The organism is Saccharothrix sp. NRRL B-16314 (assembly GCF_000716595.1).
Lineage (GTDB): Bacteria > Actinomycetota > Actinomycetes > Mycobacteriales > Pseudonocardiaceae > Actinosynnema.
On sequence record NZ_JNXC01000003.1, the window covers coordinates 182909 to 203510 of the forward strand.

General features: G+C 71.0%; 19 protein-coding genes. 11 read left to right on the top strand and 8 right to left on the bottom strand.

Translation table 11 applies throughout. From position 1 onward, the window contains the following. Nucleotides 1-53 precede the first annotated feature (53 nt). Together OQ02_RS07880 and OQ02_RS07885 are read right to left on the bottom strand one after the other, a co-directional pair. A complete protein-coding gene (locus tag OQ02_RS07880) occupies nucleotides 54-1220 on the bottom strand; it encodes a cytochrome P450 (protein ID WP_033437610.1) in 1167 nt (388 codons plus the stop codon). A gap of 10 nt (nucleotides 1221-1230) precedes the next feature. Further along, nucleotides 1231-1809: a maleylpyruvate isomerase N-terminal domain-containing protein gene (locus OQ02_RS07885; protein WP_033437611.1), complete on the bottom strand. Its 579-nt coding sequence runs from the start codon at nucleotides 1807-1809 to the stop codon at nucleotides 1231-1233. Between the two features lie 48 nt (nucleotides 1810-1857). On the opposite strand from OQ02_RS07885, the gene OQ02_RS40780 reads away from it, so the two are divergent. After that, nucleotides 1858-2793: a GNAT family N-acetyltransferase gene (locus tag OQ02_RS40780; protein ID WP_051772032.1), complete on the top strand. Its 936-nt coding sequence runs from the start codon at nucleotides 1858-1860 to the stop codon at nucleotides 2791-2793. Between the two features lie 182 nt (nucleotides 2794-2975). Next, nucleotides 2976-4178 carry a S1 family peptidase gene (locus OQ02_RS07895; protein WP_197043243.1) on the top strand — a complete coding sequence of 401 codons (1203 nt, stop codon included), beginning with the start codon at nucleotides 2976-2978 and terminating at the stop codon, nucleotides 4176-4178. Nucleotides 4179-4236: 58 nt separating this feature from the next. Here the strand turns inward: OQ02_RS07895 and OQ02_RS07900 are convergent, their stop codons facing one another. Both OQ02_RS07900 and OQ02_RS07905 read right to left on the bottom strand, forming a co-directional pair. After that, on the bottom strand, nucleotides 4237-5793 hold the full coding sequence (locus OQ02_RS07900) for a sodium:solute symporter (protein ID WP_033437962.1): 1557 nt from the start codon (nucleotides 5791-5793) through the stop codon (nucleotides 4237-4239). Continuing rightward, the gene (locus tag OQ02_RS07905; RefSeq protein WP_051772086.1) at nucleotides 5780-6895 is read right to left on the bottom strand and encodes an anhydro-N-acetylmuramic acid kinase; all 1116 of its coding nucleotides are present in this window, start codon (nucleotides 6893-6895) and stop codon (nucleotides 5780-5782) included. Before OQ02_RS07905 ends, OQ02_RS07900 begins: the two co-directional genes overlap by 14 nt. 147 nt (nucleotides 6896-7042) lie before the next feature. On the opposite strand from OQ02_RS07905, the gene ftsY reads away from it, so the two are divergent. Further along, nucleotides 7043-8416 (top strand): signal recognition particle-docking protein FtsY, encoded by a 1374-nt coding sequence (ftsY, locus tag OQ02_RS07910; protein ID WP_033437612.1) that lies wholly within the window; start codon nucleotides 7043-7045, stop codon nucleotides 8414-8416. A gap of 169 nt (nucleotides 8417-8585) precedes the next feature. Here ftsY and OQ02_RS07915 read toward each other — a convergent pair whose 3' ends face one another. Beyond that, nucleotides 8586-9350 (bottom strand): IclR family transcriptional regulator, encoded by a 765-nt coding sequence (locus tag OQ02_RS07915; protein WP_033437613.1) that lies wholly within the window; start codon nucleotides 9348-9350, stop codon nucleotides 8586-8588. A gap of 87 nt (nucleotides 9351-9437) precedes the next feature. On the opposite strand from OQ02_RS07915, the gene aceB reads away from it, so the two are divergent. The 3 genes from aceB to OQ02_RS40785 all read left to right on the top strand — a co-directional run bounded on the left by aceB (nucleotide 9438) and on the right by OQ02_RS40785 (nucleotide 12702). Then, the gene (gene aceB, locus OQ02_RS07920; protein ID WP_033437614.1) at nucleotides 9438-10970 is read left to right on the top strand and encodes a malate synthase A; all 1533 of its coding nucleotides are present in this window, start codon (nucleotides 9438-9440) and stop codon (nucleotides 10968-10970) included. A gap of 1 nt (nucleotide 10971) precedes the next feature. Continuing rightward, nucleotides 10972-12168: a DUF6986 family protein gene (locus OQ02_RS07925; protein ID WP_033437615.1), complete on the top strand. Its 1197-nt coding sequence runs from the start codon at nucleotides 10972-10974 to the stop codon at nucleotides 12166-12168. 75 nt (nucleotides 12169-12243) lie between these two features. Then, a complete protein-coding gene (locus OQ02_RS40785; RefSeq protein ID WP_156076923.1) occupies nucleotides 12244-12702 on the top strand; it encodes an Imm1 family immunity protein in 459 nt (152 codons plus the stop codon). A 16-nt stretch (nucleotides 12703-12718) separates the two neighbouring features. Here the strand turns inward: OQ02_RS40785 and pucL are convergent, their stop codons facing one another. From pucL to uraD, 3 genes are read right to left on the bottom strand one after another with little or no spacing between them, the layout of a single operon-like run. After that, complete coding sequence (gene pucL / locus OQ02_RS07935) at nucleotides 12719-13597, bottom strand: factor-independent urate hydroxylase (RefSeq protein ID WP_033437616.1); 879 nt, start codon at nucleotides 13595-13597, stop codon at nucleotides 12719-12721. Between the two features lie 3 nt (nucleotides 13598-13600). Beyond that, complete coding sequence (locus tag OQ02_RS07940; RefSeq protein ID WP_033437617.1) at nucleotides 13601-13897, bottom strand: hydroxyisourate hydrolase; 297 nt, start codon at nucleotides 13895-13897, stop codon at nucleotides 13601-13603. Beyond that, entirely contained in the window at nucleotides 13894-14379 is a 486-nt protein-coding gene (uraD, locus tag OQ02_RS07945) for a 2-oxo-4-hydroxy-4-carboxy-5-ureidoimidazoline decarboxylase (RefSeq protein ID WP_051772035.1), read from the bottom strand. Before uraD ends, OQ02_RS07940 begins: the two co-directional genes overlap by 4 nt. Before the next feature lie 209 nt (nucleotides 14380-14588). Here uraD and allB point away from each other — a divergent pair, with 209 nt between their 5' ends. From allB to OQ02_RS07970, 5 genes are all read left to right on the top strand, one after another. After that, the gene (gene allB, locus OQ02_RS07950; protein ID WP_033437618.1) at nucleotides 14589-15878 is read left to right on the top strand and encodes an allantoinase AllB; all 1290 of its coding nucleotides are present in this window, start codon (nucleotides 14589-14591) and stop codon (nucleotides 15876-15878) included. A gap of 40 nt (nucleotides 15879-15918) precedes the next feature. Continuing rightward, nucleotides 15919-16917, top strand: coding sequence for an allantoicase (gene alc / locus OQ02_RS07955; protein WP_197043244.1), 999 nt, complete (start codon nucleotides 15919-15921; stop codon nucleotides 16915-16917). Nucleotides 16918-17042: 125 nt separating this feature from the next. Next, the gene (locus tag OQ02_RS07960; RefSeq protein ID WP_033437620.1) at nucleotides 17043-18575 is read left to right on the top strand and encodes an alpha/beta hydrolase; all 1533 of its coding nucleotides are present in this window, start codon (nucleotides 17043-17045) and stop codon (nucleotides 18573-18575) included. 322 nt (nucleotides 18576-18897) lie between these two features. Then, the gene (locus tag OQ02_RS07965) at nucleotides 18898-20241 is read left to right on the top strand and encodes an ammonium transporter (RefSeq protein ID WP_033437966.1); all 1344 of its coding nucleotides are present in this window, start codon (nucleotides 18898-18900) and stop codon (nucleotides 20239-20241) included. After that, nucleotides 20238-20576 carry a P-II family nitrogen regulator gene (locus OQ02_RS07970; protein ID WP_033437621.1) on the top strand — a complete coding sequence of 113 codons (339 nt, stop codon included), beginning with the start codon at nucleotides 20238-20240 and terminating at the stop codon, nucleotides 20574-20576. Before OQ02_RS07965 ends, OQ02_RS07970 begins: the two co-directional genes overlap by 4 nt. The last annotated feature ends 26 nt before the right edge of the window (nucleotides 20577-20602 follow it).

Below are 20602 nucleotides of genomic sequence, written 5' to 3' on the forward strand. Positions count from 1 at the left end.
CGCGGTCCCGGCCGTCGCGCCCGGCGTTCGCGAGGCCGCCGAACGACGCCCGGTCAGACCGTGACCGGCAGCTCGGCAAGGCCGCTGACCAGCACTTTCCGCCACGCCAGCTCCTCGACCGGCCGGGCCGCGCGCAGCCCCGGGAACCGCCGCGCCAACACCGCCAGCGCCTCCTGGAGCTCGATCCGGGCCAATTGCGCGCCGAGGCAGAAATGAGGACCCGCGCCGAGCGCCAGGTGCTGGTTGGGCGTTCGGCCGAGGTCGAGCCGGTCCGGTGCGGCGAACGCGCGCGGGTCGCGGTTGGCCGAGCCGATGGCGGCCATCACGCCCTCCCCCGCGCGGATCACCACGCCGGCGATCTCCACGTCCTCCGCCGCCACCCGCAGCTGGCCCACCTCGCTCAGCCTGGTGAACCGCATCAGCTCCTCCACCGCGCTCGGCACCACCGACGGGTCGCGCACCAGCCGTTCCCACTGCGACCGCTCCCGCAGCAGGGTCGCGACGAAGCTGGTGATCTGGTTGGCCGACGTCTCGTGCCCCGCCACCAGCAGGTTCAACGCGAACGCCACCAGTTCGTCGTGCGTCAACGGCGTCGTGCACAGCTCGTCCAGCAGGTCGTCGGACCGCACGTCCCGCCGCTTCGCCGCGACCAGCGCGCCCATGTACTCCAGCAGGCTCGCCATCGCCGCCTCGACCCGCGGCTGCTCCGACATCTCCAGGCTGTACGCGAGCTCGACCCACACCCGGAACCGCTCCCGGTCCTCGTACGGCACGCCGAGCAGCGTGCAGATGACCTGGATCGGCAACGGCAGCGCGTACACCTGCCGCAGGTCCGCGCCGTCCACCACGTCGTCCGCCAGCTGTTCGCACAGCTCGCGCACCCACGGCCGGGTCTGCTCGATCCGCCGGTGCGAGAACGCGCCGGACACCAGCTTGCGCAGCCGGGTGTGCTCGGGCGGGTCCGTGGTCGGCAGGGTGCCGGGCAGCGGCCGGGACACGCCGACGCGCGGCGCTCCCGCCGCCACCACACCCGCGCGGGAGAACCGCGGGTCGGCCAGTACCAGCTTCACGTCGTCGTAGCGGGTCACCAGCCACACCAGCGCGCCCGCGAGGGTGCGGACCCGGACCACCGGCGCCTCCTCCCGCAACCGCGCCCACGTGGGTGACGGGTCGAAGGCGAAGGCGTCGGCGAAGGGGATGTCGAGGACGTCGTCCGTCATGACCTCGACGCTAGGAGCCCAGGGGAGCGCAGTGCCAGCGCCATCCGGTGCGCTTCGGCAGGTCGTCGAGGGCGATGCGGCCGTTGGCCCACAGCAGGGTCCGGAACGGGTCGCGGTCGGTCGGCGCGTCGGGGAACATCCGGGCCAGCACCTTCCGCGTGAGCTCCGGCGGCGGCGCGAGCTCCAGCCCGAGAGCGCGTGCCGCGTCGTGGGTGTGCACCAGCATCTCGTCGCACCCCATACCCGCGAACCCGGCCGGGTCCGCCAGGCCCCAGGGGTGCCATCCGAGCTCGTCCGCCGGTGCCGCGTCGACCACCGCTGCCAGCACCGACGCGAACGCCCGCACCGTCCGCACCAGGTCGGCGGGCGACGAGTCCGGCCGCACCACGACGTCGGCCGTGCTCAGCTCGACCGGCCCGGCCGTGATGTCCGTCGCGTACCAGAGCAGGCAGTCCGCGACGTGCGCGACGGTCTTCGCCGCCGTCCAGTCCATGCCCGGCACGACCACCGTCCAGTCCCGGTCCACCACCTCCCCGAGGAACGCCCCGCACAGCTCGGCGACCTCCGTCACGTCCCGCCCCACCAGCATCGAAAACTCCCTCGCGTTCGTCGGACCTCGCGGGTGACCATTCCAGCCATGTACGACATCCGTCCCGCCGCCCAGGACGACCTGGACGCCGTTCTCGCGTTGGTCCTCCGGTTGCAGGCCGACGACGCGCACCACATCGGCTACCTCGGCGAGACGCTCGGCGAGGTAGCCGCGGAGCTGGCCGAGTTCGAACCCGACTGGGCCTCGTGCACCGTGGTCGCCACCGACGACTCCGGCTGGGTGTGCGGTGCGCTCAGCGTCGAGGTCGACGCCGAGTCCGGCCGCGCCTACCTGCACGGGCCGTTCGTCGACGTGCCGGTCAACCACCCGGCGGGCAGCCGGATCTGGGACCAGACCGCCGACGCGCTCTACGCCCGGGCCGAACCGCTGCTGGACGGCATCGCCGATCGGGAGCTGCTGGGCCACACCGGGCACCGGCAGCTGGCCTCGTTCGCCGAACGCCACGGCTTCTCGGCCGCCCGCGCGTGCGGCATCCACGTCCTGGGTGGCGACGGGCTGCGCGCCCTGCTGCTGCGCGAGGCGAGCTGTCCGCGCACCGGACCGGCCCGGGAGATGCGCGTGCTGCCGACCGACGCGGCCGTGCACGAGGCGGTGGCCGTGCTGCACGAGCGGTGCTTCCCCAAGACCTACCTGTCCGGCCGCCGGCTCGTGGACGGCAGCCGTTCGCACACCGTGGTCGTCGCGATGGACGGCGACCGGGTCCTCGGCTACGCCTCCGGCAAGGCCGAACCGGGCGAGTTCTACCTCGATTTCGTGGCCGTGGAACCGGACGTGCGCGGGCAGGGCGTCGGCGCGGCGCTCGTCACCGAGCTGGTCTGGAAGCTCGCCGAGAAGTCCGGCGCACGACCGCAGGCCGCCGCCGCGATACTCGACGGGAACCGGTCCTCGCAGCGATTGTTCGAACGGCTCGGATTTCGGCTCCACCTCGAACTCGTCGCCTACCGAATCGGTAAAGCGGCCTGATTGATCGTTTTCCAGGCGTGTTCCGCCCGGTGTCCCCCAAATGTCGTAGAAACGCTCTTGTGCGCTTACCGATTCCCTCGGTGAAGGCCATCTGCGCAGGTCAGATGGTCTCTACCAATCGAGGGAAAGCAGGCTGACGCATGCGCAGATCAATTCGTGGGGTATTCGCCGGATCTCTGGCGGTGGCACTCGCCTTTTCCGGCGCGTTGGTCGCCGGTGCGGAATCCCAGGACACCGAAGATCGGCTTCCTGGGGACGTGCTGGCCGCGATGCAGCGCGATCTCGGGCTCAACGCGGAACAGGCGAACAGACGCGCGGTCCAGCAGGAAGCGGCCGACCGCCTCGACGACGTGCTCAAGGCGCGACTGGGCGCGGCGTTCGGCGGCGCCTGGTTCGACGGGGCTTCGGGCAAGCTCGTGGTCGGCGTCACCGACGCCGGCCGGGCGGACGCCGTGACCGCCGCGGGTGCGCAGTCACGCGTGGTCAAGCACAGCGAGAACGACCTCGAAGCCGTCAAGGCCGAACTGGACGCGCTCGCCGGCGGGCGGGGCGACGCCCAGCGCAAGGCCGCTCCGGGCCGGGCCGACAAGGCGGCCGTGGAAGGTCTCACCAGCTGGTCGGTCGACCCCGTGACGAACACGGTCACCGTCACCGCGCTCAAGGGGGCCAAGGGCCTGGCGACCCTGGCCAAGTACGGCGATGCCGTGCGGGTCGAGACCACCGCGACCGAGCCGCAGACCACCGCGTTCCTCGACGGTGGCGACGACCTCAACTACCCGAACGGCGGCTGCTCGGCGGGCTTCAACATGCGCAACACCACCACCGGTGTGCGGTACGTGCTGACCGCGGGCCACTGCGGCGCGGCCGGCTCCGTCGTGCGCGGCCAGGGCAACGTGGTGATCGGCTCGGTGCAGGCCGCGTTCTTCCCGACCTACGACGACGGGCTGGTCCGCGTCACCAACACGGGCGCGTGGACGCAGGGGCCGTGGGTGGACGTGAACCCGCCCAACGGCGGCATCGTGGTCGTGAGCGGGTACAGCGACTCCCCGGTCGGGACCGCGATCTGCAAGTCCGGTCGGACCACCAAGCTGACCTGCGGCACCATCACCGCGAAGCGGCAGACCGTCACGTACACCGGCGGCCTGACGGTGTACGACCTGACCCGGCACAACGCGTGCGTCGAGCCGGGCGACTCGGGCGGCTCGAACTACCGCAACGCGGGCACCCGCACCGCCGAGGGCGTGACCAGCGGCGCGCAGCTGTACAACGTGGGCGGCAGGGCCCGCTGCGGCCAGGTCGTCGGCGTGGCGAACGTGTCCTGGTACTACCCGGCCGCGCTCAGCGTGCCGTACTACCAGGGCGCCTACGGTGCCACGCTCTGGTGACGCCGTGACGTGACGGGTGGCCGGCCGGCGCGGGAGACGCGCCGGCCGGCCACCTGGCTCACGCGGCCTTGGCGGCCACCGCCTCGTCGACGTCCGGCGGCTGGTAGCCCTTGTGCCGCAACGACATCAGGCCACCGACGATCAACGTCACCAGCACGCCGAGCGGCGTGTACCACGGGTAGGCCAGCGAGACGATCTTCTGGGCGGGCGCGGCCGGCGAGAAGTCGATCTGTAGCGCCGCCTCCGGCCCGACGAACTTCACGCCGAGGATCACGAACGCCATCACCACCACGGTCACGCCGAACGCCACGATCGCGTCGAGCTGCTTGGCCTTGCGGAACAGCAGCCCGAGCAGGAACGCGCCGAGCAGCGCGCCGTACGTGAACCCGGCGATCGACAGGCCCTGCTCCACGATCGGGTTGCCGCGGCGGGTCAGCGTGGCGAACAGGCCGGCGCACACGATCAGCAGGCCGGCCCAGACCACGGTCCAGATCCGACCCTGGCGGAACACCTCGGCCTCGGTCATCGGCCGCCGCACGACCTTCTGCACGATGTCCGTCACGGTCGAGGAGGCCAGCGCGCCGAGCGACGACGACAGCGCCGCCGCCAGGATGCCCGCGAGCACGAACCCGGACAGGCCGGACGGCATGTCGTTGACGATGAAGTTCGCGAACAGCTCGTCGTTGTTGTTGAGCCCGAGGTCCTTGACCGGGTTGGCGGCCTTGTAGAACGCCCACAGCATCACGCCGATGAAGAGGAACAGCAGGAACTGGAGGAACACGACGACGCCGCTGGCGATCAGCGCCTTCTGCGCCGCCCGCACGTCCTTGGTGGCCATCAGCCGCTGCACGATCAGCTGGTCCGCGCCGTGCGACGCCATGGACAGCACCGCACCGCCGATGAACGCCGTGACGATCGCGTACGGCGAGGTGAACGGGCTCGCGGCGAAGTCGAGGACCTGGAACTTGCCCGCGTCGGCCGCCGCGGCGAACCACCCGTCGGGCAGCCTCCCGCTCAGCACCGTGATCACCACGAACGCGCCGAGGACGTACCAGAGCATCTGGATCGCGTCGACCCACACCACGGCCCGCACGCCGCCGAGGAAGCTGTAGACGACCATCGCGATGCCCAGCACCGCCACGATCACCCAGTACGACACGTCCACGCCGTACGCGACGAGCACGACCTTGATCGGGATGGCGGTGGCGAACAGCCGCAGGCCGTCCGCGAGCAGCCGGGTGATCAGGAACGTCATCGACGCGGTGCTCTGGATCCTGCTGCCGAACCGCTTGCCGAGGAAGCCGTACGCGGTGATCAGCTCGCCCGCGATGTACTTCGGCAGCAGGACGAACGACACCACGATCCGGCCGATCAGGTAGCCCACGGACAGAGACAGGAACGTCATCGGGCCCAGGTAGGCGACCGTCGGCACGCTCAGCACGGTGAGCGTGGACGTCTCGGCCGACACGACCGAGACGCACACCACCCACCACGAGATGCGGCGTTCGCTGACGAAGTAGTCGGTGGCGGAGCGCTGCCGCCCCGCGATCCACACGCCCAGCAGCGGCATGCCCACCAGGAACAGCACGATGATGCCGACATCAAGTGCGCGCATGGTCTCCTCCATCCGACTGCCGCGCTCGGCGGCGGATCGTCAATCCCGTCACGGCAGTGATCACGGGCTCCGGTAGGCGCAGCGGGCCGCGGCCGGGGGTGATCGACCCCAGCGGGCGCGGACCGGCGGCGCCGGTGGCGGACGGCACGTTGGCGGGCAGCCCGTGCCAGGTCAGGAAACCCAGCAGGGCGGCGAGGTAGGCCTCTTTGCCCGCCGCGGGCAGTCCCAGTTCGTCGCTCGTCCGAAGGTCGACGAGCCGACCCAGCGACTCGACGAGCACGGGGTTGCTCATACCGCCGCCGGAGCCGATGACGGTGCCTTCGCACTCGGCGGCGATCGTGCGCGCGGTGAGTTCGGTCAGCGTGGCCAGGAAGTCCTCGGCGGGCATGGTCAGCCCTTCCGAGACCCGGTCGAGGTACGCGCGGTTGAAGTGCTCCTTGCCGGTGGACTTGGGCGCGGGCCGGGCGTAGTACGGGTCGGCCAGCAGGCGGTCGAGCAGTTCGGCGTGCACCTCGCCGCGGCGCGCGTACTCGCCGTCGGTGTCCCGGGTGCGCAGGCCGCCGGACAGGACGGTCATCGCCGCGTCCATCAGCGCGTTGCCCGGTCCGGTGTCGTAGGCGATCACCCCGTCGGGTGAGACCTTGGTGATGTTGGCGATGCCGCCGATGTTGAGCGCGGTGGCCGTCCCGCCCTCGGCTTCGGCCAACCCTGCCAGCCACAGGGCGTCCAACGTGCTCGCCAGCGGGGCGCCGTGGCCGCCCGCGGCGACGTCGCGGACCCGCAGGTCGGCCACCACCGGCAGTCCGGTGGCTTCGGCTATCCACGCGGGCTGGCCGAGCTGGAGCGTGCCGAGGCAGCGGCCGTCCTCGACCCAGTGGTGCACGGTCTGGCCCAGTGACGACACGAGGTCGCCCTGGTAGCGCGCGGCGACTTCGGCGAACGCCTGGCCCAGCTTCGTGTCGAGCGCGCACAGGTCGGCGGCGCTGGTCGGGGGCCTGCGCAGCTCTTCGGGGAACGGGTGCTCGTCGTGCTCGACAGGGGTGAGCACGACGGTCCGGCCGTCCAGGGACAGCTCTGCGACGGCTACGTCGATGGCGTCCATCGACGTGCCCGAGATGAGCCCGATCACCTTCACGCCCTGTGGTCTATTCCACACCGACCGCTGACGCAAGAGCCTTCGTGGGAAAGTTGCCGGAAATCAACCTGGTTCGTTGATCGCCAACATGCGGTGACGTGCGAGGATGGCGCCGTGTCCACCACGTCCCTGATCTGGATCATCGTCGTCGTCGTGGCGCTGCTCGCGGTCGCCCTCGTGACGGGCGTCGTGCTGGCGCGGCGCCGGCGGATCAGCCTCATCGAGCGCGAGCCGGAGCAGCCGACCAAGGGCGGCTACCAGGCCGGTGGCGCGATCACGTTCAACGCGCCCGCGCCGCCGGTGACCAAACCCGCCGAACCCGTCGCGGAGCCCGTCCGGGAGCCCGTCCGGGAGCCCGTCAAGCCCGCACCGCCTGCCGCCGGCGCCACGTCCGCCGACGTGGTCGAGCCCGTCCGGCACCCGGTGGCCGACCGCACCGAGGTCGACGGCCAGCCGGGGGTCGGCGACGACGCGGCCGTGCCACGTGACTCGGTCAAGCGCGGGTTCGTCGAGGTCGACCTGCCCGAAGCGGCGTCCGAAATCGAGGAGATCGAGCCGACGTCCGGTCGGTTGGAGCGGCTGCGCGGTCGGCTGTCGCGGTCCCGGTCGACGTTCGGGCAGGGGCTGCTCGGGCTGCTGGGCGCGGGTGACCTGGACGAGGACTCGTGGACCGACGTCGAGGACACGCTGCTGATGGCGGACCTGGGCGCGGCGATCACGGACCAGATCGTGACGGCGCTGCGGGAGCAGATCGTGGCGCGCGGCGTGCGCACGTCCGACGACGCCCGCGCGTTGCTGCGGGACGTGCTGGTCGACGCCCTGCACCCCGAGATGGGCCGCGCGGTGAACGCCCTGCCGCACTCGGTGGACGGCTCCGGCGTCAAGCCCGCCGTGGTGCTGGTGGTCGGCGTGAACGGCGTCGGCAAGACCACGACGACCGGCAAGCTGGCCCGCGTGCTGGTGGCCGACGGTCGGACCGTGCTGCTGGGCGCGGCGGACACCTTCCGCGCCGCCGCCGCGGACCAGTTGGAGACGTGGGGCTCACGTGTGGGCGCGTCGACCGTCCGGGGCGCCGAGGGCGCGGACCCGGCTTCGGTGGCGTTCGAGGCGGTGAAGCAGGGCGTCGAGGCGTCCGTGGACACCGTGCTGATCGACACGGCGGGCCGGCTGCACACCAAGACCGGGCTGATGGACGAGCTGGGCAAGGTCAAGCGGGTGGTGGAGAAGCAGGCGGAGGTGGACGAGGTGCTGCTCGTCCTGGACGCCACCACCGGCCAGAACGGCCTGACCCAGGCGCGGGTGTTCGCCGAGGTCGTCAACGTGACCGGCATCGTGCTGACCAAGCTCGACGGGACGGCCAAGGGCGGCATCGTGTTCCAGGTGCAGCGCGAGCTGGGCGTCCCGGTCAAGCTCGTCGGCCTGGGCGAGGGCGCCGACCACCTGGCCCCGTTCGAGCCCGCCGCCTTCGTGGACGCCCTCCTCGACTAACCGAGAGTCCTACGTCCAGACCGCGTGAGTCCTACGTTCAGGCCGCGTGAGTCCTACGTTCGGAACCCCCGAATTCAACGCTCAGAACACGGAGCCGTCGACGTCGGGCGTTCTGAGCGTTGAACTCATAGGTCCTGAACGTAGGACTCACGGGTTCTGAACGTAGGACTCACGGGGTTGTGGGGTGGGTGGACTGGGCGGAGAGGCGGTTGGCGACGGCCAGGACCGCGGGGATGATCCGGGCCAAGGACTCCTTGGTCAGGCGGCTGTCGGGGCCGGAGACCGAGACGGCGGCGAGGGTCGGTGCGCCGTGCAGGGGCACCGCGACGCACCGGACGCCCAGCTCCTGCTCGCTCTCGTCCAGCGCGTAGCCCTGCGCCGCGATCCGGTCCAGCGACGCCACCAGCTCCTCCGCGTCGGTGATGGTGTTCGGCGTGTACGCGGGCAGGCCGGTGCGGGCCAGGAGGGCACGCACCTCGTCACGCGGCAGCTGGGACAGCATCGCCTTGCCCACGCCCGTGCCGTGCGGCAGCAGGCGGCGGCCCACCTCGGTGAACATCCGCATCGAGTGCCGTGACGGCACCTGCGCCACGTACACCACCTCGTCACCGTCCAGCACGGCCAGGTTCGCGGTCTCCTCCACCTGGTCCACCAGCTGCGCCAGGAACGGCCGCGCCCACGTGCCGAACTGCCGCGACGCGCTCTCGCCCAACCGGATCAGCCGCGACCCGAGCGTGTACCGCCGGTTGCTGTTCTGCCGCACGTACCCCAGCGTGACGAGGGTGCGGATGAGCCGGTGGATGGTCGGCAGCGGCAGGCCGGAGGTGGCGGCGAGCTCGGACAGGCTCGCCTCGCCCCCCGCGTCGGCCAGGCGTTCCAGCAGGTCGAAGGCACGTTGCAGCGACTGGACGCCACCCGTGGACGCTCGTGCCACCGAGGATCACTCCTTCATTGCCGTTCCGCCTTGTGAAAACTATAGTCCGCGAAGTAGAAACCGACTCGGAATCGAGGTGGGGCTCCCATGTCCGGTGTTCGCGTCCTCGGGGGCGAAGTGGAGCGCGGGGACGACATCCTCACGCCGGACGCGCTGGAGTTCGTCGCCGGACTGCACCGCGACTTCGCCGCCACCCGGGACGAGCTGATCGCCCGCCGCTCCGAACGCCGACCGCTCGGGTTCCTGCCCGAAACGCAGGCCGTTCGCGACGGTGACTGGAAGGTCGCCGAAGCGCCGGAGCCGCTGCGCGACCGACGGGTCGAGATCACCGGCCCGACCGAGCGGAAGATGACCGTCAACGCCCTGAACTCCGGCGCGAAGGTGTGGCTGGCCGACTTGGAGGACGCCAACACGCCGCACTGGCACAACGTCGTCTCCGGCCAGGTCAACCTCTACGACGCGGCCCGCGGCACGATCGAGCACACCTCCCCGGAGGGCAAGCACTACGCCCTGCGCGACGACGTGGCCCGGCCGACGATCGTGGTCCGGCCGCGCGGCTGGCACCTGCCCGAGCGGCACGTCGAGATCGACGGCGAGCCCGCCGTCGGGGCGCTGGTCGACTTCGGCCTGCACTTCTTCCACAACGCAGAGCTGGGCAAGCCCTACTACTACCTGCCGAAGATGGAGAGCCACCTCGAAGCCCGGCTCTGGAACGACGTCTTCACCGCCGCCCAGCAACGGCTCGGCGTCCCGCACGGCACGATCCGCGCGACCGTGCTGATCGAGACCATCCCCGCCGCGTTCGAGATGGACGAGATCCTCTACGAGCTGCGCGACCACGCGTCCGGCCTGAACGCGGGCCGCTGGGACTACCTGTTCAGCACCATCAAGTACTTCCGCGACGCTGGGCCGGACTTCGTGCTGCCGGACCGCAACAGCATCACGATGACCGTGCCGTTCATGCGCGCCTACACCGAGCTGCTCGTGCGCACGTGCCACAAGCGCGGTGCGTTCGCGATGGGCGGCATGGCGGCGTTCATCCCGAACCGGCGCGATCCGGAGGTCACCGCGCAGGCGCTGGCGAAGGTGCGCGCGGACAAGGACCGCGAGGCGGGCGACGGCTTCGACGGCTCGTGGGTGGCGCACCCCGACCTGGTGCCGGTGTGCCAAGAGATCTTCGACGCGAAGCTGGCGGGCAAGCCCAACCAGCTCGACGTGTTGCGGCCCGAGGTGTCCGTGACCGCCGAGCAGCTGCTGGACTTCAAGTCGGCCGGCGGCGGCGCGACCCGCGCGGGCGTGGAGTCCGCCGTGGACGTCGGCGTGCGGTACCTGCTGTCGTGGTTGGGCGGCAACGGCGCGGCGGCCATCCACAACCTGATGGAGGACGCGGCCACCGCCGAGATCTCCCGCTCGCAGCTGTGGCAGTGGGTGCACAACGACGTCGTGCTGGACGACGGCACGCCGGTCACCGCCGAGCTGGTGCGCACCGTGCTGGCGGCGACCAGGGACGAGCTCGAAGGCGAGCACCTCGACCTGGCCGTCGAGCTGTTCGAGCGGGTCGCGCTGGCCGACGAGTTCGTGGACTTCCTGACCCTCCCCGCCTACGAACGGATCGGCTGACGTGCCGCGCACGTCGTTGTCGGCGGACGCCGTGCGGGCGGTCACCGCGCGGCTGTCCGATGTGGAGCTCCGCGCGCCGACGGGCAGGCAGCCGGTGCACACCTGCTACGTTCCCGCCGACCGCGTGACCCCGTCGACGCCCGGTGACTGGGGTGCGCAAGCGCTTGCGGCATTGGACGAGCACGCGCCGGACGGCTTGGCGGACGTGCTCGACCTGCCACCGGGGTCGGCTGAGGCCGTCCACACGAGGGTGCGGGCGAAGCTGGCCGCCGAACCGGTGGAAGACCTGCGGATCGACTTCGAGGACGGCTACGGCGTCCGCTCCGACGCGGAGGAGGACGCCGACGCCGAGCGCACCGCGGCGGTGGTGCGGGAGTGGCTGCGCGACGGGGTGGCGCCGCTCCGGTTCGGGCTGCGGATGAAGTCGTTCGACACCAGGGCTTCGCGCGAACGGGGCATCCGGACGCTGGACGTGTTCCTCACCGCGTTGGGCGAGGCGCCCGAGGCCTTCGTGATCACGTTCCCGAAGGTCACGTCGGTGGCACAGGTCGAGGTCTTCGGCGACGTGCTGGACCTGTTCGGGCTTCCGCTGAGGTTCGAGATCCAGGTCGAGACGACGCAGTCGGTCGTGGACCCGCAGGGCCGGCTGGCCATCCCGACGTTCATCGAAGCCGGTCGCGGGCGCGTCAGCGGCCTGCACTTCGGCACGTACGACTACACGGCGGGCTGCGGTCTCGGCGCGGCCCACCAGCATTTGGCGCACGGCGCGTGCGACTTCGCCCGAAACGTCATGCAGGTGTCCGCGGCGGGCACCGGGGTCGCCCTGTCCGACGGCTCGACCAACGTGCTGCCGGTGGGCGACAACGTCCACGAGGGCTGGCGCACGCACTACCGGCTGGTGCGGCGGTCGTTGGCGCACGGCTTCTACCAGGGCTGGGATTTGCACCCGGCGCAGCTCGTGACCAGGTACGCCGCCGTGCACGCGTTCTACCTCGAAGGCGTGGCGGCGGACGCCCGCCGGTTGAAGGCGTACGTGGAGCACGCCGGCGGCGCGATCCTGGACGAGCCCGCGACCGCGCAGGCGTTGTCCACCTCGTTCATCCGCGCCCTGGACTGCGGTGCCCTGGAGGAGGACGAGATCCACCGTGCGACCGGACTCACCGTGACGGATCTCCAGGCGCTGGCTCGGAGGGCGTAACCGCAGCATCGCTTGATCGGGTGATTCTCGATCCGGCGAAAGGCCGATCCGCGCGGCACCGGCCAGGGTGTGGGCATGACCATGCGGGCCGGGTTGTGGACCGGGCTGCCGGACTTGGAGCGGGCCGAGTTCCGCTACCAGGTGGTGGCGTGCGCGGCGGATGTCGACGTGCTCATCGACGCGCTGGCGCGGCCCGAGTGCAACGACGGCATGGTGGAGCACTTCGGCCGCCCGGTGGACGCGGAAGGCGAGAGCGACCACAACCTGGTGCTCGCCGTCCGCGGCCCGTGGGGCTACCTCAACTACGTCGACAACGAGTTCAACGGCTGGCCGAAGGGCGATCCGGACGCGCCGTACGTGGACGAGACGTACACGGACTTCCCGCCGGGAGTCGGCCTGCCGCTGACGACGTACCGCTCGGTGCTGCTGGAGTTCATGGCCACCGCGTCCCGGCCGACCGTCGTCGACTGGTACGCGGAAGCCGACCTGTTCCACTCCTGGCGGATGCAGCGGATGGCCCTGCGCAAGGACTGACCTGGGCAAGGACCGATCAGAACGTGGGCAGCGTGTACCAGGCGGACCCGGCGTCCTCGGCGTCGTCACGCAGCACGGACCCCTCGATGAGCCCGTACGGCCGGTCGGCCGCGTAGAACACCTCGTTGTCGTTCTCCAGCCCGAACGCGGACAGGTCGACCGCGAAGTGGTGCTTGTTCGGCATCGACAGCCGCACCTCGGCCACCTCGGGCCGCTCCCGCAACACCGCCTCGCCCATCGCGTACAAAGTCTGCTGCAACGACAGGCTGTGCTTCGCCGCGAACGTGGCCAGCAGCAGCCGCCGGATCTCGGTGAAGCTGGAAGCCCAGTCGACCTCCTCGCCCTCGTAACGCCAGCGCGCCGTCACCGACGTGGCCAGGATCCGGTCGTACGCCTCTTTCAACGTCGTGTACCGGTCCTGCGGGAAGCCGTGGAACTCCGACCCGGTCGACTTCAGCACGACCATGTCCCGCACACCGGACACGACCCACGCGCGGTCACGCTCGACGGTCACGGCGGTGGTCCGCTTCTCGTTGGTGCCTTGCACGAACGAGTGGTCGTTGCCCTCGATCCGCTCCCACGCGTGCTCGTCGATCAGCACCCGCGCGCCGCTGATCGCCTCCTGGGACGAGACGAAGTGCCGTCCCAGCCGCAGCGCGAAGTCCTCGATCTCGCCGACCGGCGACTCCTTGGCGAAGGCGTACACGGTGTTCTTCTGCGTGTCGGTCGCGAGCACCTTGGCGTTGTCGCCGGTCAGGTGCGTGTCCGCCAGGTCGCCGCGCAGGGAGGTGCCGACGGTGAGGTCCTTGATCGTGTGCACGGCACCGTCGCGGGTCACCGTGACGAGCCGGTTCTCCGCTTTCCCGTACTGGTTGGGCCCCAGGACGATGGCCATCGGTCAGCTCCCTCGGTAGGTGGTGAAGGCGAACGGGCTCAACAGGATCGGCACGTGGAGGTGCGCCGGCCCGTCGTCCGCGACCCGGAACGCGATGGTGATCTCCGGGTAGAACGGCGTGTCGACCGCGAACACCAGCCGGTGCACGCCCGCCGCCAGGTCCGCGTCGAACCGGAGTCGGCCGTCGTCGTCGGTCACGCCTTCGGTCAGCACCGCCCCGTCGCGTTCCAGCCGCACCGGCACGCCCACCTTGGGGCGGCCCGCCTCGGCGTCGAGCACGTGCGTGGAGAGCGTCGTCATGCCAGCACCTTCCGCAGCCGCAGGGCAGCGATCTTCGCCAGTTCCCGCCTCACCACGCGGAGTTCGGCGTCCGGCGGGTTGTCCATCCGCGCCGCGAGGTCGGCCAGCACCTGCTCACCGGTCAGCCCGGTCGCGCACACGAGGTAGATGTGCCCGAAACGGTCCTCGTACGCGGAGTTGGCGGCCCGCAGGCGGTCCGAGAGCGACGCGGTGACGCCTGATTGCTCGGCGGCCGACCACTTCGCCGACGCACCACCCGCGTCGGACTTCTCACCGATGCGCGGGTGCCCCGAGATGGCGGTGCGGACTTCGTCGTCGGTCAGGTCGGCGTGCCGGTCCGACGCGGCGAGCAGCGCGTCCACGTCGGCGTACGGGCGGCCGGCCAGCAGCGCGTCGACCCAGCGCGGCACCGCGAGGCAGTCGGTGAGCAGGGGGCGGAGTCGGCCCGGAGGCGCGGAGTTGAACCCTTCCAGATCGGGCACCGAGGCTCCCTTTTCTGTATCGCGGAATCCCATTTCCGCAAAGAGGGACGGTACGAGCGCCCTCCGAGCGTGTCAACCAGTCTTGCGCCGTCACCGAGGACGTGCCTGTCCTCCGTCCGCGAGCGCGAACCCCTGCCGTGGCACGAGGGACCGAACCCCCGACCTCCGGCCGGTCGCATCGCGGTCGGCCGGGTGCCAGAGTGAGGCCCATGGACCTGGTGCTCCGCGCGGCCCGAGTGATCACCCCCGACGGTGAGCGCCGTGCCGACGTCGGCGTCGAGGACGGCCGGATCGTCGCGGTGGCCGAGCACCTGGACGGCGACGCGGTGGTCGAACTCGCGGACGACGAAGTCCTCCTCCCCGGCCTGGTCGACACGCACGTCCACGTGAACGACCCCGGCCGCAGCGACTGGGAGGGCTTCGACACGGCGACCAGGGCGGCGGCGGCCGGTGGCGTGACCACGATCGTCGACATGCCGCTGAACAGCCTGCCGCCGACGACCACCGTCGCCGCCCTGAAGGCCAAGCAGGAGTCGGCCCGCGACAAGGCGCACGTGGACGTCGGGTTCTGGGGCGGCATCGTGCCGACCAACCTGGACGACCTCGCGGACCTGCACGACGCGGGCGTGTTCGGCTTCAAGTGCTTCCTGATCCACTCCGGCGTCGACGAGTTCCCGCACGTCACCGACGACCAGCTGCGGGCCGCCCTGACCGGACTCCGGTCGCGGGACGCCCTCACGATCGTGCACGCCGAGGACCCGCACGACGTCACCGAACCCGGCCCCGGCTACCGGGGTTTCCTGGACTCCCGGCCGCACCGGGCCGAGTCGCACGCCGTCGCCACCGTCGTGGGCCTGGCCGAGGAGACCGGGGCCAGGCTGCACGTCCTGCACCTGTCCAGCGGCGAGGCCGTGAGCCGGGTCCGGGCCGCGAAGGAACGCGGGCTGCGGCTCACCGCCGAGACGTGCCCGCACTACCTGACGTTCGTCGCGGAGGAGATCGGCGACGCGGCGACGGAGTTCAAGTGCTGCCCGCCGATCCGTGACGCGGCCAACCGCGAACAGCTCTGGCAGGCCCTGCGCGACGACGTGGTCGACCTCGTCGTCACGGACCACTCGCCGTGCACGCCCGACCTGAAACAGGGCGACTTCGCCACCGCGTGGGGCGGTATCGCGAGCCTGCAACTGGGCCTGCCGGCCGTGTGGACCCAGGCACGGCAACGCGGCCACGCGCTGACCGACGTGGTCCGGTGGATGGCCACCAACCCCGCCGACCTGGTCGGGCTGGGCGCCAAGGGCCGCATCGCACCCGGTGCGGACGCCGACTTCTGCGTGTTCGCGCCGGACGACGCGTTCGTGGTGGACCGCGCCAGGCTGCGCCACCGCAACCCCGTCACGCCGTACCACGGCCGTCCGCTGGCGGGCGTCGTGCGGCAGACCTGGCTGCGCGGTCAGCCGGTGGGCGACCGACCGCGCGGGCTTTTGCTGACGCGCTCCTGACCCGCTCACCGCCCAGCCGAGAACCCGAGTGAGGAGCCGCATGAGCGAAGCGCCCGACTGGACCCGACTCCCGGACCTGGCCTGCCGTGCCGCGGGCGGCAGCGTGGTGTGGGCCAACGACGAGTTGTTCGCCGAACGCGAGAACCTGATCCGCAAGCCCGAGCCGGAGTACCGGACCTACACGTTCGGGCACAAGGGCCAGGTCTACGACGGGTGGGAGACGCGCCGCCGGCGTGAGCAGGGGGAGGACCGGGCGGTCGTCCGCCTCGGCCTGCCGGGCGTGATCCGGGGCGTCGTGGTCGACACCGCGTTCTTCAAGGGCAACTACCCGCCGTTCGCGTCGGTCGAGGCGACCGCCGCCAAGGGCTACCCCGGCCCCGACGAGCTGACCGACTGGGAGACCGTGGTTCCCAGGTCACCGCTCGGCGGCGACCGGAAGCACTACTTCGAGGTGTCCGCGGAACGCCGGTACACGCACGTCCGGCTGACCATCTACCCGGACGGCGGCGTGGCGAGGCTGCGCGTGTTCGGCCGGCCGGTGGTCGACCCGGACCTGATCGTCGCCGACGCGCTCGACCTGGCCGCGTCGGAGAACGGCGCGGCGGTCACCGGGTGCAGCGACATGTTCTACGGCTCGCCCGCCAACCTCATCGCCCCGGGCCAGGCCACCGTGATGGGCGAGGGCTGGGAGACCGCGCGGCGGCGCGACGACGGGAACGACTGGGTGGAGGTCGAACTGGCCGCGCCGGGCGTCATCCGGCTCGCCGAGCTCGACACGAGCCACTTCAAGGGAAACGCGCCCGGCTGGGCGTCGGTCCGGGGCAGGAACGCGAGCACCGGCGCGGAGTTCGACGTGCTGCCCCGGACGCGCCTCCAGCCGGACACCCGTCACCGGTTCCGGATCGACCAGGACGCCGAAGCGACCCACGCGCGGCTCGACATCTACCCGGACGGCGGGATGGCACGACTGCGGCTGTTCGGTGGCTTGACCCCGAATGGCCTCAGGGTGATCACCCAGCGCTATCAGCATTTCTCGTGATGTACACGAAATGCTGTCAGCCCATGGGTTGATTACGGGGAAGACTTCAGTCGGTTGTGGCGTGTTCGGCCGCCCTGGAAGCCTGCGATAACCCGATTGGGTGAACAGGAACTAGGGAGGAACCTGTGCGACCGATCATCCGGGCGCTCGGCGGTGTGGCCACCGCCCTCGCGCTCGTCACGGGGACGACGTCATTCGCCACGGCCGAAACGGAACCACAAGGCGCGACAGGGATCGACTGGCAGCCATGCCCCGAACTGGCCGAGGTCGAGTGCGGCACGTTGCGCCTGCCCGTCGACTGGGCGAACCCGAGCGGTGAGAAGTTCGACCTCGCCGTGGCCCGCCGCAAGGCGACCGACCCGGCCAAGCGGGTCGGCATCATGGTGATCAACCCCGGCGGCCCCGGCGGCTCGGGCGTCGACTTCGCCCTCGGCGCGAACGGCTACTTCAGCCAGGAGGTGCAGGAGCGCTTCGACATCATCGGGTTCGACCCGCGCGGTGTCGCCCGCAGCGCGCCGGTGCGGTGCTCCCGCGAAGTGCTGGAAAAGCAGCCGTCGATGTACCCGACGAGCCCGCAGGAGTTCGAGGCGCTCGGCGCCTACAACCGCGAGCTGGCCGCCGACTGCCGCGAGCACACCGGCCCGATCTACGACCACGCCGACACCGGCGCGGTGATCCAGGACATCGACGCGCTGCGCCGGGCGCTCGGCGAGCAGAAGATCAACTACTTCGGCGTCTCGTACGGCACGCTGATCGGCCAGCAGTACGCCGAGCGGTACGGCCGGAACATCCGCGCCATGGTGATCGACTCGAACATGGACCACAGCCTCGGCACGTGGCGGTTCAACGAGACCGAGGCCGCGACCGCCGAGTCCTCGTTCGAGGAGTTCGTGAAGTGGTGCGACCGCACCGAGTCGTGCGCCCTGCACGGCCGGGAGGTCGCGAAGTTCTGGGACAACCTGCTCGACCGGGCCGACCGCGGCGAGATCGTCGACCCCGCGAACCCCGAGTACGAGGTGACCGCCGACGACATCATCGGCGTCGCGTTCAGCGCGTTCTACGGTCCCCGGTGGGCGCAGTTGGCCGACTTCCTCGTCGCCTTGGACGAGGGGCCGGCGACGTCGTCCGCCTTCACCGCGCAGGTGGAGACGCTGCACAACCCGTTCCCGGCCGTGTTCTGCCAGGACTGGGCGATCCGGGTCGGCAGCCACCGCGAGTTCTCCGCCCTGGTGGACCGCTCCCGGCAGCTCGCGCCGCACATGCGCGGCTCGTCGCTCGGGCACCGGGCGACCGCGGGCTGCGTCGGCCTGCCGGAGAAGGTGAACAACCCGCAGCACCGGCTCAGGATCAAGGACGCGCCGAAGATCCTGATGACGAACGCCCTCTACGACCCGGCCACCGGGTACGAGTGGGCGGTCAACGCCCACCGGCAGAGCCGTGACACCACGGTCCTGCTGACCTACGAGGGCTGGGGCCACGGCGTCTACCGCCGCAGCGACTGCACCCGCGGCGCGACGGACGACTACCTGATCAACCTCAAGACCCCGCGTCCCGGCGCGCGGTGCGCCGCGGTCGAGCCGCCGCCGCAGTCGGTCGCGTCGCTGGACCTGGACGTGCCGACCGGCCCGAGCCCGGCCATCCCGGGCTGGCTCGGGTAGCGCGGACCCGACGAGCCGAGGCCGCCTCCACCCCCGGGTGGGGGCGGCCTCCGTCCACCGGCGGGTCCGGTGACCCACCGTCGCCGGGTCGTCCCGCCCGATCACACGAACCACCGCAAAGGCGAGACCGCCTCGCACGTTCCGTCACCGGAAATTCCACTGCCACCGGGACTGGTCGCAGGCGGAAGCACTTGCTTCAAGCGCGCGAAACCTGGCCGTAACACCAGGGGCCGGACAGTTCACGCGCGCGAAACCTTCGGCGCAACCGCGCGAAACAGGACATCCCGATGCTCCCTGCAACCGACGTGCAGTGGAGGTCGACGTGGATACAGGGGACACCGCCTGGGTGCTCACCAGTGCCGCACTGGTGCTGTTGATGACGCCGGGACTTGCCTTCTTCTACGGGGGCATGGTCCGGTCGAAGAGTGTGCTCAACATGATGATGATGAGCCTGGGCGCAATCGCCGTGGTCGGTGTGCTCTGGGTGCTGGTCGGCTATTCCATGGCGTTCGGCGGTGACGTCGGCGCGGGTCTGCTCGGCAAGCCGTTCGAGTTCTTCGGCCTGGACGGGCTGCTCGGCAAGGAATCCCTGGCCGGGACGATCCCGAGCACCGTTTTCGTCGCCTTCCAGGCGATGTTCGCCATCATCACGGTGGCGCTGATCTCCGGCGCGATCGCCGACCGGGCGCGCTTCGGGCCGTGGCTGCTGTTCGCCGGCCTGTGGTCGGTGCTCGTGTACTTCCCGGTCGCGCACTGGGTGTTCGACTTCGACGGCAAGGACGCCGACGGCAACGTCGTCGACCCGGGCGGCTGGATCGCCAACGACCTGCTGGCGATCGACTTCGCCGGCGGCACCGCGGTCCACATCAACGCCGGTGCGGCCGGCCTCGCCCTGGCGCTCGTCCTCGGCAAGCGCGTCGGCTGGCCGAAGGACCGGATGAAGCCGCACAGCCTGCCGCTGGTCGTGCTCGGCGCCGGTCTGCTGTGGTTCGGCTGGTTCGGCTTCAACGCGGGCTCCGCCCTCGGCGCGAACGGCACCGCCGGCGTCACGCTCGTCAACACGCTCGTCGCCACCTGCGCCGCGATGCTCGGCTGGCTGGTCGTGGAACGCGTCCGCGACGGCAACGCCACCACGCTCGGCGCCGCGTCCGGCGTCGTCGCGGGCCTCGTCGCCATCACCCCCGCCTGCTCCTCGGTCACCCCGCTCGGCGCCATCGCGATCGGCGCGATCACCGGCGCCCTGTGCGCCCTGGCGGTCAGCCTCAAGTACCGCTTCGGCTTCGACGACTCGCTCGACGTGGTCGGCGTGCACCTGGTCGGCGGTCTCTCCGGCACCATCCTGATCGGCTTCTTCGCCAGCGCCGACGCCCCGGCGGGCATCAACGGCCTCTTCTACGGTGGCGGCGTGGACCAGCTGTGGCGGCAGGCCGTGGGCGCGCTCGCCGTGCTCGCTTACTCGTTCGTGCTCAGCCTGGTCCTGGGTTACCTGGTCAAGCTCACCGTCGGCTTCCGCGTCGACGAGGAGTCCGAGGTGGGCGGCATCGACGAGGCCGAGCACGCGGAGACCGCGTACGAGTTCGGCAGCGGCCTCGGCACCCGTGGCGGCAGCAAGCCCAGTGTCGCCGCCGGCGCCACTGCGGTCCTCGAGGGGAGCAACAAGTCATGAAGCTGGTCACCGCGATCATCAAGCCGTTCACCCTCGACGACGTGAAGGCGTCCCTGGAGCAGCTCGGCGTGCTCGGCATGACCGTCAGCGAGGTTCAGGGCTACGGCAGGCAGAAGGGCCACACCGAGGTCTACCGCGGCGCCGAGTACGCCGTCGACTTCGTGCCGAAGCTGCGGATCGAGGTGCTGGTGGACGACGCCGCCGTGGAGAAGACCCTCGACGCCGTCGTGGAAGCCGCCCGCACCGGCAAGATCGGCGACGGGAAGGTCTGGGTCACCCCGGTCGACACCGTCATCCGCGTCCGGACCGGTGAGCGCGGCTCGGATGCCCTATAGGGCTCCGCGGTAGGGATGGGGGACGG

What these genes read in the sequence shown, in the direction of transcription:
- OQ02_RS07880 (WP_033437610.1), bottom strand. Translation starts at nt 1,220, where the DNA reads ATGACGGACGACGTCCTCGACATCCCCTTCGCCGACGCCTTCGCCTTC.
- OQ02_RS07885 (WP_033437611.1), bottom strand. Translation starts at nt 1,809, where the DNA reads ATGCTGGTGGGGCGGGACGTGACGGAGGTCGCCGAGCTGTGCGGGGCG.
- OQ02_RS40780 (WP_051772032.1), top strand. Translation starts at nt 1,858, where the DNA reads ATGTACGACATCCGTCCCGCCGCCCAGGACGACCTGGACGCCGTTCTC.
- OQ02_RS07900 (WP_033437962.1), bottom strand. Translation starts at nt 5,793, where the DNA reads ATGCGCGCACTTGATGTCGGCATCATCGTGCTGTTCCTGGTGGGCATG.
- OQ02_RS07905 (WP_051772086.1), bottom strand. Translation starts at nt 6,895, where the DNA reads ATGGACGCCATCGACGTAGCCGTCGCAGAGCTGTCCCTGGACGGCCGG.
- aceB (WP_033437614.1), top strand. Translation starts at nt 9,438, where the DNA reads ATGTCCGGTGTTCGCGTCCTCGGGGGCGAAGTGGAGCGCGGGGACGAC.
- OQ02_RS40785 (WP_156076923.1), top strand. Translation starts at nt 12,244, where the DNA reads ATGACCATGCGGGCCGGGTTGTGGACCGGGCTGCCGGACTTGGAGCGG.
- pucL (WP_033437616.1), bottom strand. Translation starts at nt 13,597, where the DNA reads ATGGCCATCGTCCTGGGGCCCAACCAGTACGGGAAAGCGGAGAACCGG.
- OQ02_RS07940 (WP_033437617.1), bottom strand. Translation starts at nt 13,897, where the DNA reads ATGACGACGCTCTCCACGCACGTGCTCGACGCCGAGGCGGGCCGCCCC.
- allB (WP_033437618.1), top strand. Translation starts at nt 14,589, where the DNA reads ATGGACCTGGTGCTCCGCGCGGCCCGAGTGATCACCCCCGACGGTGAG.
- alc (WP_197043244.1), top strand. Translation starts at nt 15,919, where the DNA reads ATGAGCGAAGCGCCCGACTGGACCCGACTCCCGGACCTGGCCTGCCGT.
- OQ02_RS07970 (WP_033437621.1), top strand. Translation starts at nt 20,238, where the DNA reads ATGAAGCTGGTCACCGCGATCATCAAGCCGTTCACCCTCGACGACGTG.